Genomic DNA, 13,343 nt, shown 5'->3' on the forward strand with positions numbered 1-13,343 from the left:
TCCCGATCGCGCCAAGGAATCCGGGGGCCACACCAGGACGGCAAAGGGTAGTGTAATGGACGATCTTCTGAGTGAGTTCTTGACGGAGACCTCGGAGAGCCTTTCAACTCTCGATGTGGAGTTGGTCAAGCTCGAGCAAAATCCGGAACCGAAAATCCTGTCCAACATCTTCCGTCTGGTCCACACCATCAAGGGGACTTGCGGTTTTCTTGGTTTGCCGCGGCTTGAGACGGTGGCCCACGCGGGTGAAAACGTGCTTGGCAAGTTTCGCGATGGCGAATTGCAGGTCACGCCCGGCGCCGTCACCCTGATTCTCAACTGTCTCGATCGCATCAAGATGATCCTTGGGCATATCGAGGCGACCGAAGCGGAGCCGGAAGGCGACGACAAGGATCTGATCGCCCAGCTCAATGCCGCGGCGGAAGGTCGGGTTCAGGAGGCCTCGCCCGCTCCGGCGGCGGAGCCAGCGCCCGCGCCGGTGGTGGAACCCGAGCCCGCCGCGCCTGAGCCTGCCGTCCCCCCCGCTGCGCAAGCCGCTCCCGAGCATGAACCGGAACATGTCGAGGCTCCGGTGCCGGTCGCGGCTCCCACGCCGGTTGCCCCTTCGACGGCGCTCGCGGCTCCCACGCCGACCGAGGTTCCGAAGGAATCTGCCGTGGCGGCGCAAACCATCCGCGTCAATGTCGAGCTGCTTGAAAATCTGATGACGCTGGTGTCCGAGTTGGTGTTGACCCGCAACCAGCTTCTCCAAATGGTTCGCGGCAACGATGACAGCGAGTTCGCCACTCCCCTTCAGCGCCTGTCCCATATCACCACCGATCTGCAGGAAGGCGTGATGAAGACGCGCATGCAGCCCATCGGCAATGCCTGGGCCAAGCTGCCGCGTATCGTGCGTGATCTGTCTGTCGAAATGAACAAGAAGATCGATCTCCAGATGATCGGCGCCGAGACCGAGTTGGATCGGCAGGTTCTGGAGTTGATCAAGGATCCGCTCACCCATATGGTCCGCAACTCCGCCGACCATGGTCTGGAATCGACCAACGAGCGACGTCTCATCGGGAAGCCGGAAGTCGGCAAGATCGTTCTGAACGCCTATCACGAAGGCGGCCATATCATCATCGAGATCGCCGATGACGGACGGGGTCTGAATATTGCCCGTATCCGTCAGAAGGTCGCGGCCAATGGCCTGGCCACCGAGGGCGAACTTGAGCAGATGAACGATCAGCAGGTCGCCCAGTATATCTTCCGTGCCGGCTTCTCCACCGCCGAAAAGGTTACGTCGGTTTCGGGCCGGGGCGTCGGCATGGACGTGGTTCGGACCAACATCGAAAAAATCGGCGGTACCATCGAGCTGAAGACCCAGCAGGGTAAGGGCACCAGCTTCATCATCAAGATCCCGCTGACCTTGGCCATTGTTTCGGCGTTGATCGTCGAATGCGCTGGCGAGCGTTTCGCCATCCCCCAGATCAGCGTGCTCGAACTGGTCCGGACGACGGCCAATTCCGAACATGGCATCGAGGTGATCAACAACGCGCCGGTGTTGCGCCTGCGCGACCGGCTGTTGCCTCTGGTCAGCCTGCGGACGCTTCTGCGTCTTGGCGGCGACGCCGGCGAGCGGGGCGAGACCTTCATCGTGGTGACCCAGGTCGGCGCCTATACCTTCGGCATCATCGTCGATCGCGTCTTCGACACCGAGGAAATCGTCGTCAAGCCGGTCGCTCCGATCCTGCGGCATATTTCCATGTTCTCCGGGAACACCATTCTCGGTGACGGTTCGGTGATCATGATCCTTGATCCCAATGGCATCGCCGGCAGCACCGGTGAAATCGTCGGCGGCAGTCAGGCGACGGCGGAGGCTTCGACCTCGCGGGATCTGCATGCCGAGGATCGTCAGTCCCTGTTGGTTTTCCGCGCCGGAGGTATCGATCTCAAGGGCGTGCCGCTGGCCCTGGTCGCCCGTCTCGAAGAGATCGAGGTCGGTCAGATCGAACATTCGCATGGCAAGCCGGTGGTCCAATATCGCGGCAAGCTCATGCCTCTGGTCACCATCGACGGTTCGTTCGACGTCCGGACAGAAGGGCGCCAGCCGGTCCTGGTGTTCGCCGACCGCGAGCGCAGCATGGGACTCGTGGTCGACGAGATCGTCGACATCGTCGAGGAGCGCTTGAAGGTGGAGCTGTCCGTCGACCAGCCGGGTCTGATCGGAACAGCCGTGGTTTCCGGCAAGGCAACCGACATCATCGATGCCGGCTTCTATCTGACCCAGGCCTGGGGCGATTGGTTCGGGTCTCCCGATCAGGAGTTCCAGGGCGACACGGAGGCCAAACGCATTCTTCTGGTGGACGACAGTCCCTTCTTCCGCAATCTGCTGACCCCGCTGCTTTCGGTGGCCGGTTACGAGGTGACTTCGGTCGACAGCGCGGACAAGGCATTGTCTCTGAGGGAATCCGGCGATAATTTCGATGCCATCATCAGCGACATCGAAATGCCCGGCATGGACGGCTTCGATTTCGCCCAGGCGGTGCGATCCGAAGGCCGTTGGGCCAAGATACCGATGGTCGCCCTGTCTTCCCATGCGACCGAGAAGGACTTCGAACGTGGCCGTGAGGTCGGGTTCACCGACTATGTCGCCAAATTCGACCGTGATGCGCTGTTGCAGACCCTGGCGCAGTCTCTTTCGGCTAAAGGTGCCGCATGAACCAGATCGTTCCCGCAACCACCCGGCAAGGTTCTCATGAAATTCTCTCGACCGAGGATCATGAGGAATTCGTCACCATGTTCATCGAGGGCCAGATGTTCGGCATCCCGGTGTTGATGGTGCAAGATGTGCTGGGACCGCAAAAAATTACCCGCATTCCTCTCGCTCCCCCTGAGGTGGCCGGTTCCCTCAATCTGCGAGGGCGCATCGTCACGGCCATCGATGTCAGGCTGCGGTTGCGTCTGCCCGCCCACAACGAGGAAGCGGGCGATGCAATGAGCGTGGTCGTCGACATGCGCGGAGAGCTCTATTCCCTGCGTGTCGATTCGGTGGGCGAGGTCTTGAGTTTGCCGGCTGCCAAATTCGAGCGGAATCCTCCGACGTTGGATCCGCTGTGGCGTGAGTTCAGCACCGGAATATATCGGTTGGAAAACAAGCTCCTCGTCGTGCTCGATGTTCCTCGGTTGCTCGATTTCACCAAATCGGAAGCCGTATAAGGTCGAACGGGTCGGCCCGGAAGGGCCGACTTTAAGTCCGCGTCCCGAAGAAAGCGAAGGGTGGCATGAAGTCCTGCTTGATCGTTGATGACTCCAAAGTCATTCGCATGGTTGCCAAGAAAATTTTAAACGAGCTTGGTTTCCGTACGGAAGAAGCTGAAGACGGGATTGTGGCTCTTGACCGTTGTATCAAGCAGATGCCTGATGCCGTGCTTCTCGACTGGAACATGCCCAATATGAATGGGCTCGAATTTCTGCATGAGCTGCGAAAGCTTCCCGACGGTGATCGTCCCATAGTGGTGTTCTGCACCACCGAAAACGACATTGATCATATTCAGGAAGCGATTACGGCAGGTGCGAATGAATACATTATGAAGCCTTTCGATAGTGAAATTCTTCAAGCCAAGTTTTCGCAAGTCGGCCTGCTTTGAACGGTGGTATGTGTATGGTTTTCGAGTCCGGAACATCTCGTCCCAGTACCACCGCTTCCGCTGCGGATCCTATCCGCGTCATGGTTGTGGATGATTCTGCGGTCGTGCGGGGCCTTATAACCAGGATGCTCGAGGAGGATTCCGGCTTTTCCGTAGTGGCGTCTGTCGGCAATGGGCAGATGGCCGTCGCGGCCCTTGAGCGACACGATATCGAAGTGATTATTCTCGATATCGAAATGCCGGTCATGGACGGTTTGACGGCTTTGCCGAAACTGCTGAAAGTCGACCCCGACCTTCAGATCATTATCGCCTCGACTCTCACTCTGAAAAACGCCGACATATCGATGCGGGCTTTGGAGGCCGGCGCCGCCGACTACATACCGAAGCCGACCTCGTCGCGCGAAATCAGCGGCGGAGCCGACTTCAAGCAAGAACTTATCGGCAAGGTCCGGGCTTTGGGGGCCGTGCGTCGGCGTTCGGTGCGAAAACCGCGTCCGGGGGTGAGCACTGTTGGTTTGGCTGCCTCCGGAACGCCGCTTTCTTCGGCGCCGCCGGTCCGGACGCCGGTTCAGATTCATCCGCACGCCGGACCCTTATCGCTTCGGCAGGCATCGGCGGAAACTCCGGATGTGATCGCCATCGGCTCATCGACGGGGGGGCCCCAGGCGCTGTTTGCCGTGCTGGGCGCAATCAAGGCCGGGTCTCTGAAGCAGCCCATTCTGATCACCCAGCACATGCCTCCGACCTTCACCACCATTCTGGCCGAACATATCTCGCGGATCAGCGGATGGGCGGCAGCCGAAGGTAAGGATGGCGAAGTCATCCAGGGAAATCGGATTTATATCGCTCCCGGCGATTTTCATATGGTGGTCGAGGTGAGGGGAACCGATAAGGTCATTCGTCTCAATAAAAACCCGCCGGAAAATTTTTGTCGCCCATCGGTCGATCCGATGTTGCGCAGTATTTCGGCTGCCTGGGGCCGTCGTGTGCTGACGGTCATTCTAACGGGAATGGGCTCTGATGGCATGAAGGGGGGGCAGGTGGTAGTCGGCGCCGGAGGTACCGTGGTCGCCCAGGATGAGGCGAGCAGCGTGGTGTGGGGAATGCCGGGGGCGGCAGCGACGGCTGGAATATGCAGCGCGGTCCTGCCTTTACCGGAAATTCCCCAGTACATCATGCGTTTGGCCTCGAGGCGTTGATATGTTGCGCCCGGAAGATTTTGATTTCCTGGCCAAGCTCCTGAAGGAGCGGTCGGGATTGGTGATCACTCCCGACAAGGCTTATCTCCTGGAGAGTCGCCTGACGCCTTTGGCGCGGGCGCGCAATTTAAAGGGGATCGAGGATATCGTCGCGAAGATGCGTGGCCACGACGAGGCTTTGGCCCGTGACGTGACCGAAGCGATGACTACCAACGAATCCTTCTTCTTCCGCGATACCAAGCCGTTCGATCAATTCAAGGACATCGTGCTGCCACAGGTTATGGCTGCCCGAATGGCAAAAAAATCCATCCGGATATGGTCCGCCGCCTGCTCCAGCGGGCAGGAGGCCTATTCGCTGGCGATGCTTTTGAAAGAGCAATCGGCCAAGCTGAACGGCTGGCATGTCGAGATCGTCGGAACCGATATTTCGGTGGAGATGCTCGATAAGGCCAAGGCCGGCCTTTATTCCCAGTTCGAAGTGCAGCGCGGCCTGCCGATTCAGATGCTCGTCAAATATTTCAAGAAGAAGGACGAGAGCTGGCAGATCGATGCGGGTTTACGGGCCATGGTGCAATTCCGCGAATGGAACCTTTTGAAGGATCTGCGCGGACTCGGGCAGTTCGATATCGTCTTCTGCCGTAATGTGCTGATTTATTTCGATCAGCCGACCAAGGCCGGTGTTTTGGAAAATATCTCCAAGCTGATGCCCGCCGATGCCTTTCTGTATCTGGGGGGAGCCGAGACGGTGCTGGGCATTTCCGAGCGCTTCAAACCCATGGCCGGGCAACGCGGCATTTATTGCCTAAACAAAGATGGCGCGGCGACCCCGTCCTTTCCCCTCAAGGCACCGAACTGAAGTCTGTCCATCAGCATTGACGGTGCCGTGACGCTCATTTCCGGAATCTCTTCCCGTCGAGCGTCTTTTACGCGTGGTCGTGCTGGGGGGTGCCTCGGCCATCGTCGGGTCGACGATGGGACCGGTGGCGGTCGGACCACCCTAGAAGATGGTCGCGGGCAATAACAAAATAGCGCAACCGGGCCGCCCGCACTGTCGCATGCGGGCGGTGCCCTCCCGGTAGCCCCGCCTGGAGCGGGAGACCATATTGCCGCTCAAGCCTATTAGGACTGCAGCAGCTTCAGCAGTTCCTGCGGCAACTGCGCAGCTTGCGTCAGCGCGGCGACCGAGGCCTGCGTCTTCACGTCGATGGACGAAAGGCTCGATTTCACCGAGGCGACGTCGGCATCCATGATGACCGAGGCGGCTGCCGAGATATTCTGGACGTTTGTCGAGATATCCTGAGAGCTGAAATTGAACTGCGATTCGTAAGCACCCACCAAGGCGCGATCCTTGGTGATGGTATTGATCGCCGAAGTGACCTTGGACATCGCCTGGAGCGCCAGGGCGGCGGTGCTGACCGTCGATCCGGTGGTGCCCAGCAGGCCGGCGGCAGACACGGTCGCCAGCGACAAGGAGATGAAGTTCGACGACAGGGTGCCGACGAGGAATTTCACGTTGCTGAGGAACGAACCGGTCAGCAGCGCCTGGCCGGCATAAGTCGTACTGCCGACGATACTGCTGATTTCGCTCTTGAGCTGCACATATTCCGTATTGATGTCCTCGGAACGCTGGGAGTTGGTCACCTGGCCTGATGCGGCGGAAGTGGCCAGCGCCATCATGCGCTGAAGGACGTTGCTGATCTGAGCGAGCGCACCGTCGGTGCTCTGCAAGATCGAGATACCTTGCGTAACGTTCACCTGATCCTGCTGGAACACGGTGACGTTCGCTTGCAACTGGGTGCCAATGGCAAGTCCGGCGGCGTCATCCGACGCCTGGACGATGCGTGAGCCACTGGCCAACTGCGACAGTTTGTTCGTCTCTTGAGCTGAATTATTATTCAGATAATTCAGTGCGGCGTTGGCCGCGTTGTTCGTAGAAATCACGGGCATACTGATCTCCTTTGCCACACTGACTTGCTTTGTCGCAAGGTTTGAAATGTGGTGTACCGCCACTCCTAAAAGCAAGGGGCGTGCCAATTATGAAAATTGTTTATTTTCAAATGGTTAATTGAATCGCCCAAGGGGCGATACTGCCGAGTCCCCCCGACTCCGGTGGCGACTCTTGCCGGATCCACCGTGCAAATCTTGCCGGGTTGGCGGCCCCGCGGGTTGGGCGCCGGGCAGAGTCCCGTGGTAAAAAATGTCAAATATTAGAATCAGTTGCCCCTGCACGGGGATGTTGGTCGCGGGAAAAGACCTCGCCAAATCGCGCCTATATCATCGTGCGATATTGACTCGGGCGTAGTGATTCGACGCCCGGAGAGGGAGATAGTTTGTCGGGCAAGGTCCAGTTGGACGGATCAGGCGAAATCGGCCTCGATCGCCTCGCACAACATATGGCCGATCAGGATATGCATTTCCTGAATGCGGGCGGTCACGGAGGAGGGGACGATGATCAGCGGATCGGCGCAGCCGACCATGGTGCCGCCGTCGCGGCCGGCAAACCCTGCGGCGACGGCACCCGCCGCCCGGGCTGCTTCAAGCGCCTTCAGCACGTTGGGGCTTTTCCCCGAGGTGCTGATGCCGATGGCGACGTCGCCGGGCCGGGCCAAAGCTTCAACCTGCCGCGAAAAGATTTCCTCGAAGGAGAAATCGTTGGCGGTCGCCGTCAGGATGGATGTGTCGGTGGTCAGGGCGATGGCCGGCAGGGCTCGGCGGTTGACCTTGTAGCGCACGACGATTTCCGTCGCCAAATGTTGCGCATCGGCCGCGCTGCCGCCGTTGCCGAAGAAAAGGATCTTGCCGCCTTGCCGGATGGATGTCCGACAGCTTTCGCAAAGACGCAGAAAGGGTTCCTTGATCGCGGGGCCGAGCGTCTGGACCAGCTTCGCATGTTCCTCCACCTCTTTGTCGAAGAACTGAGCGATATCCATAGCATCCTCCAATTGACGGTCGGTCGAGTCGTCGCCTCGATTACCACGAAAGAAAAAAGGCTGGAAGGGGATAGGGCGGAAGGCGCCGCCGCCTTACATCATGTGACTGGGTTGGCCATTCGGCAGGAGCTTGCCGGGTGGCGCTTCCTCGGGGTCGCGGAGGACATAGCCTCGCCCCCAGACGGTTTCGATGTAATTGGCTCCCCCGGTGGCGGTTGCCAGCTTCTTGCGTAATTTGCAGATGAAGACATCGATGATTTTCAGTTCCGGCTCATCGATGCCGCCATAGAGGTGGTTGAGGAACTGCTCCTTGGTCAAGGTCTGTCCCTTGCGCAGGGACAGAAGTTCCAGAATGCCATATTCCTTGCCGGTCAGATGTAGCGGATCGCTGTCGACCTCGACATTGCGCTTATCGAGGTTGACGGACAGGCGGCCCGTCCTGATCACGGATTGCGCGTGGCCCTTCGATCGCCGAACGATGGCCTGGATCCGAGCGATCAATTCCGCCCGGTCGAAGGGTTTGGTTAGATAATCGTCGGCGCCGAAACCCAGCCCCTTCACTTTCTTGTCGGCTTCGGACAGGCCCGAGAGGATGAGAACCGGAGTTTCGATGCGCGATGCGCGCAACCGGCGCAATACTTCGTAACCATCCATGTCGGGCAGCAGAAGGTCGAGCAAAATAATGTCGTAGTCGTAGAGCTTGCCGATTTCAAGCCCATCCTCCCCCATGCTGGTGGCATCCACCACCATTCCTTCGGCCCTGAGCGCGAGCTCCAGGCTTTTGGAGGTTATCGGGTCGTCTTCGACAATCAGTATTCGCATTCCCGCGGTTTCCGGTGTCCGATTAATGACTGGTAACCATAAGGGGGTAGGCGCGCTACACGCAAGGACAGAGCTTACGCGCGTTTTAAGCCGTGGTCAGTTTACCAAGCTTTAATGGTCTCACGCTAGGGTATAGAAGTGCCAACAGGGGTGAGTCGTGGCCTTTCTCGTAAAATCATTGATCAGCGATCTCGAGCATGTTCCCTCGGTGCGTGTTTTCGGTCGTGTCGAGGGTGTCCAGGGGCTTTTGGTGGAGGCCAGTGGTCTGCGTCACCGGTTGTCCGTGGGTGACCGTTGCCAGATCATGGGGCGTGACCGCTGCATCACCTGCGAGACTGTGGGGTTTCGCAATAATCGTGCTCTGTTGATGCCGTTCTCATCGCTCGACGGCGTTGGTCTCGGATGCCGGGTCGAGGTGGCCGAGGCTTGTCCGGCGTTGTATCCCCATCCGGATTGGCTGGGGCGCGTGATCAATGCCATGGGTGAGCCCGTCGATGGTAAAGGTCCGCTGCCGGTTGGTGATACGCCTTATATGGTGAGGAACAAACCTCCATCGGCTCATTCCCGGCAGCGGGTGTCCGGCAAGCTTGACCTTGGTGTCCGCGCGCTCAATGCCTTTCTGACAGTCTGTCGGGGCCAGCGCATGGGCATTTTCGCCGGTTCAGGTATTGGCAAGTCGTCTCTGATGTCGATGATGGCCAAGCATACCTCGGCGGACGTTTCGGTCATCGGGCTGATCGGCGAACGCGGCCGCGAGGCGCGGGAATTCATCGAAGACGATCTCGGCGTGGAAGGGTTGGCCCGTTCCGTGGTGGTAGTCGCCACCTCGGACGAATCGGCCTTGCTCCGCCGGCAAGCGGCTTATGTGACCCTGACCGTGGCCGAATATTTCCGGGACTTGCAGCGCGACGTGCTTTGCCTGATGGACAGCGTCACCCGCTTCGCCATGGCGCAGCGGGAGATCAGCCTTTCCGTGGGCGAGCCGCCGGCCAGCAAAGGCTATACCCCGACCGTATTCGCCGAACTGCCCCGTCTTCTGGAGCGGGCCGGCCCGGGCGGGCCCAATCAGGGCTCGATTACCGGACTGTTCACCGTGCTCGTCGACGGCGACGATCATAACGAGCCGATCGCTGATGCCGTTCGCGGCATCTTGGATGGGCATGTGGTGCTGGATCGTTCCATCGCCGAACGTGGTCGCTATCCTGCCATCAATGTGCTGCGTAGTGTTTCGCGAACCATGCCGGGCTGCAATACGCCCGAGGAAAACCAACTCGTCAGCCGGGGGCGCAAGCTGCTTGCGCTCTATGACGACATGGCGGAACTGATCAGGTTGGGTGCCTATCGGCGGGGTACAGATCCGGCGGTCGACGAGGCCATTCATTATTATCCCGCGCTGGAAGGTTTTCTCGGCCAGGGCAAGAAGGACGCGACCGATCTGGCGACGTCCTACGCCATGCTGGCCGAGGCCTTGAAATAACGGATTGAATTTCGCGAGGTGTTTTCCTCTTGTCGCGCAAGGCCAAAGATCTCGTATCCTTGCTCCGTCTGCATAGCTGGACGGTCGATGAACGTCGCCGCGAACTGGGCATCTTGCTCGCGCGCGAGGAGGAGTTGATTCAATTCGGTCTCCGGTTGGATCAGGAGTTATTGCACGAACAGAAGGTCGCCGCCGCCGATCCCACTTTCGCCGGATATGGCTTCGGGGCTTACGTCCAGAATTACCGCTTGCGTCGCGAACAATGGATGCGGACGCTCGACGCTCTGCGCGGCGAGATCGAGCAGGCGCGTGATCATCTGGCCGAGGCCTATCGTCAGCTCAAGGTTTATGAAGAGGTCAAGGAAAAGCGCGTCGAGCAGGAGCGAATTGAGGAAGTGCGCAAGGAGCAGATCGCCTTCGACGAGATCGGCCAGACGCAATTCCGTCAACGAAGCGCCCGGTAATATGAACCTTTCTGACGGCTTTTTCGGGTTCAATTGTCGAGAAAACTTTCCGGCGCCAGTGCGTGGGATTGCCCCGGTCCATCGCCGAGCGGCGGCAGGATCAGTTCCGCGTCGGGACGTTTTCCGTTCGCCCCCCCGGCTTGGAACACCTGGGCGGTCGGGACAATGAAGGTCCGCATGTCTTCGAGGAAGATGCCACAGGCACGGCTGTAGTCATGGCCAATAGCGAACACCGCGCGGAAGGTGCCTGAAGGAATACCGTTCACGACGGTATCAGAGCCCGCGGCCATGAAGAAGGCCAACAACGTCCGTCCATTCTGGGTTTTGAGGCGGACGATGACGTCATGATCGGTATCGTTCTTGAGGGACAGCGTATGTTCTCCGCCCGACCGGCGCAGCAGGATATCGCCGGTGTGCAAGGCGCTGCCTTTCTGATCGTTGCACCAGCGATTTTTCGATTCGTCGCCGGGACCGCCGAAAAGAAAGCGTGCCGGCACGTAGCCGGTAACCCCGGCCGGAGTCAGAATGCGGGCCCATTCTCCGTCGGCGACCGAGTCCATCACCTGGACCGTCGAGAAGCGATCAAGCAGCGCCACCACCGGATGGGAGTTGGTTGGTCCTTGGCGGACCTTCAGGACATCGATGGCCACATGGCGCACCTCTCCGGCCTGCGCCGGATGAATGGTGATCATTGCCGTGACACTCTCGGTCTGGCTGTGGAATTGCAAAGCCGCAACGGCAACCGTCACGGCGAGGGCTAGTCCGATCAGGGGCAAGGCTTGAATGACGGCCGCATAGCTCCATGGATTCCAGCGGTTTCGCAGCCGGCGCGCGAACGGATTTGTCGATTTTCCCGCCGCCCGGACGATTTCGGCGATACGGTTGCGCTCCTCGCTGTTCCGGGCGAAATTCTGGGCCTGTTCGGCCAGGGCGAGAGCGACCTCCTTGTCGTTGTCGGCCAGGAAAGCGCGTGCCTGGTGCAACAGCAACCAAAGATTGTCCGCCCGAGGTTTCTCGCCGCCCCGCAGATTACGCAGAAGCGCCTTCATCGTATGAAATGGCCCGAGCGGTCCCCACCAGCCGAGCAGCCAGGACAGGGTGCTGGCGCGAATGGCCGTCCGGTCGGCGCAATCCCGGCAAAAAATTCCCACCACCGTACTTTTGCGGCACCTGAAGAGGAATGTTTTGACCCTATGAAAGAGGATGTAGCGGGGCTGTGCGGTGACCTTGCCGCACCGTGAGCAATGCAGCGGCTTGGGGGAGGGATCCTTGGGGTCGATCAGATCGGCGAGCGCCGGCGAACAGGCCGTGGCGTCGTAGCGCGCGCGCCTTTTCGTGTCCTTGAGAATGCGATAGATCGTCGTCAGCTCGATAAAGTCTTGAGGTGCCTGCTCGGATGGGTTGATGTCGGGATGCAGGCGCTTCGCCTGAAGACGATAGGCTGCCTTGATTTCCGCCGTATCGGCCAGGGGGCCGACGCCCAGGATGGCGTAATAGCCCTGGGGATCGGAGGGCGGATGAGAGGTTTCGTCGCGCATGATCACAGCAAATTTTCAGCCCATGCCAGGGTCGCCGTGGCAGCGTCCGATCTTTCGAGACGCAAAAATCATGCCGGAGTATGAACGGAATGAACGCATTTCTTGTCTGAATCTCCCCCACCAGTGGATCCAGTCCGGTTTCGTCCAAGCTCAAACGCCTCTAGAGCAGTTTGCGCTTCGCTTGAACTGCTCTAGGCTTGCGTGGCGCTGAAAAAACTCCGTTTTTTCAAATGCTCAAACGCCGCTCGGGCTAACGAGCGCGATTCAATCTAAACGCAACGCGCTCTGGTGCACAGACTCATTCAAATGATTCAATGCACTAGATCACCCAGCCCGAAATCTCCGGTTCCGTCATCGGAATCGGTTCGATGAATGTCTTGGTGTGCTGGAACATGGCGCTGCCCGCCATGTTCAGTCCTTCCAGAGAACGGTTGAAAATTGCCTCGATGCCATGCCTCATTTCCTCGGGCAGGGCCACGTGGCTGCGCAGAATCATATCGAAACGCTTGGTCTTGCGGCGCAGCAGCCCATCGATCTGTAACGCGCCCAATCTGCTCATGGTCACATCGACGAGGAAACGGGTACCCTCATCTTCCCTGGCCGCCGCTTCTTCCGCGTCATCGGGGGGGCGGCGAAAAACCAGACGGATGGGGTCGATCCGCTGATCGATGGGAAGAGGCAGCATCAAGGATTGCCATTCACCGTTGAGCGGCATCCGGACCGGTGTCTTCAGGGTTCGGAGTTCTTTCTCCAAACGATCGATCAGGCTCTGATGCCCCGCCTTGTTCAGCTTGCGGATCAATCGCTCGCCAAGCCACGGTTTGATCGACGCGGTGTCGGCCGCGGAACTCAAACCAAACAGGGCGGCGGTCAGCCGTGCGGGAAGATCCATGGCGGCGGGATTCGTCGAGGCGATGAGCGCGCCCGCCTGCCGGAGAATGTCGATCGCCTCCTGGAAGCCCGTCCCGGGCGGCTCTGCGGGATTGGGAACTGTATCGGGGAGCACCGGAGCATCGAGCGTTTCCAGCGTTACCGTCGCTCCTGCGGGGAGATCGACGTTGGTGTCCAACGACAACAGGCCTGCCGATGTCTGCAGCAAGGGGCGCCCGGCATGGCTGTTGGCTGCGACGATACCGCTCAACATCTGTTGCGGAGAGGGCTGCGTATTGATCATGGACGTCGTCGGCGCGCCATCGGCTGGGGCATCGGCAAAGGGATCGGAAGGCGCCGCAGGGGCGGATGGGGGGGCGCTCGTCGATGCCGAAGGGCTGTCTCTTATACACATCT

The 13,343-nt window shown here is 59.5% G+C and carries 11 protein-coding genes and 1 pseudogene; 7 read left to right on the forward strand and 5 right to left on the reverse strand.

Features of this window, described 5'->3' with window-relative positions:
- The first annotated feature begins 55 nt into the window (after positions 1–55).
- The 5 genes from CWS72_RS22380 (at position 56) to CWS72_RS22400 (ending at position 5,681) form a co-directional block, all read left to right on the forward strand.
- Positions 56–2,698, forward strand: coding sequence for a hybrid sensor histidine kinase/response regulator (locus CWS72_RS22380; RefSeq protein WP_101252875.1), 2,643 nt, complete (start codon positions 56–58; stop codon positions 2,696–2,698).
- Positions 2,695–3,195, forward strand: a complete 501-nt coding sequence (locus tag CWS72_RS22385; protein ID WP_101252876.1) for a chemotaxis protein CheW — start codon at positions 2,695–2,697, stop codon at positions 3,193–3,195. The genes CWS72_RS22380 and CWS72_RS22385 overlap by 4 nt, the downstream gene beginning before the upstream one ends.
- 65 nt (positions 3,196–3,260) lie before the next feature.
- Positions 3,261–3,626 carry a response regulator gene (locus CWS72_RS22390; RefSeq protein WP_101252877.1) on the forward strand — a complete coding sequence of 122 codons (366 nt, stop codon included), beginning with the start codon at positions 3,261–3,263 and terminating at the stop codon, positions 3,624–3,626.
- Positions 3,627–3,640: 14 nt separating this feature from the next.
- Positions 3,641–4,825 (forward strand): protein-glutamate methylesterase/protein-glutamine glutaminase, encoded by a 1,185-nt coding sequence (locus tag CWS72_RS22395; RefSeq protein ID WP_241911857.1) that lies wholly within the window; start codon positions 3,641–3,643, stop codon positions 4,823–4,825.
- A gap of 4 nt (positions 4,826–4,829) precedes the next feature.
- Complete coding sequence (locus CWS72_RS22400; RefSeq protein ID WP_101252890.1) at positions 4,830–5,681, forward strand: CheR family methyltransferase; 852 nt, start codon at positions 4,830–4,832, stop codon at positions 5,679–5,681.
- A 263-nt stretch (positions 5,682–5,944) separates the two neighbouring features.
- On the opposite strand, the gene CWS72_RS22405 is transcribed toward CWS72_RS22400, so the two are convergent.
- The 3 genes from CWS72_RS22405 to ctrA form a co-directional block, all read right to left on the reverse strand.
- Positions 5,945–6,772 (reverse strand): flagellin, encoded by an 828-nt coding sequence (locus CWS72_RS22405; RefSeq protein ID WP_101252891.1) that lies wholly within the window; start codon positions 6,770–6,772, stop codon positions 5,945–5,947.
- 410 nt (positions 6,773–7,182) lie between these two features.
- Entirely contained in the window at positions 7,183–7,755 is a 573-nt protein-coding gene (locus CWS72_RS22410; protein WP_101252879.1) for a D-sedoheptulose 7-phosphate isomerase, read from the reverse strand.
- Between the two features lie 93 nt (positions 7,756–7,848).
- A complete protein-coding gene (gene ctrA, locus CWS72_RS22415) occupies positions 7,849–8,577 on the reverse strand; it encodes a response regulator transcription factor CtrA (RefSeq protein WP_101252880.1) in 729 nt (242 codons plus the stop codon).
- Between the two features lie 157 nt (positions 8,578–8,734).
- On the opposite strand from ctrA, the gene fliI reads away from it, so the two are divergent.
- Positions 8,735–10,054, forward strand: a complete 1,320-nt coding sequence (gene fliI, locus CWS72_RS22420; RefSeq protein WP_101252881.1) for a flagellar protein export ATPase FliI — start codon at positions 8,735–8,737, stop codon at positions 10,052–10,054.
- 29 nt (positions 10,055–10,083) lie between these two features.
- Entirely contained in the window at positions 10,084–10,518 is a 435-nt protein-coding gene (locus CWS72_RS22425) for a flagellar export protein FliJ (RefSeq protein ID WP_101252882.1), read from the forward strand.
- Between the two features lie 29 nt (positions 10,519–10,547).
- On the opposite strand, the gene CWS72_RS22430 is transcribed toward CWS72_RS22425, so the two are convergent.
- Both CWS72_RS22430 and CWS72_RS22435 read right to left on the reverse strand, forming a co-directional pair.
- Entirely contained in the window at positions 10,548–12,056 is a 1,509-nt protein-coding gene (locus CWS72_RS22430) for a DnaJ domain-containing protein (protein ID WP_101252883.1), read from the reverse strand.
- A gap of 319 nt (positions 12,057–12,375) precedes the next feature.
- A pseudogene (locus CWS72_RS22435) lies at positions 12,376–13,343 on the reverse strand (hypothetical protein); the annotation flags it as partial.

The sequence above is a fragment of the Telmatospirillum siberiense genome, assembly GCF_002845745.1.
Taxonomy (GTDB): domain Bacteria; phylum Pseudomonadota; class Alphaproteobacteria; order Rhodospirillales; family Magnetospirillaceae; genus Telmatospirillum; species Telmatospirillum siberiense.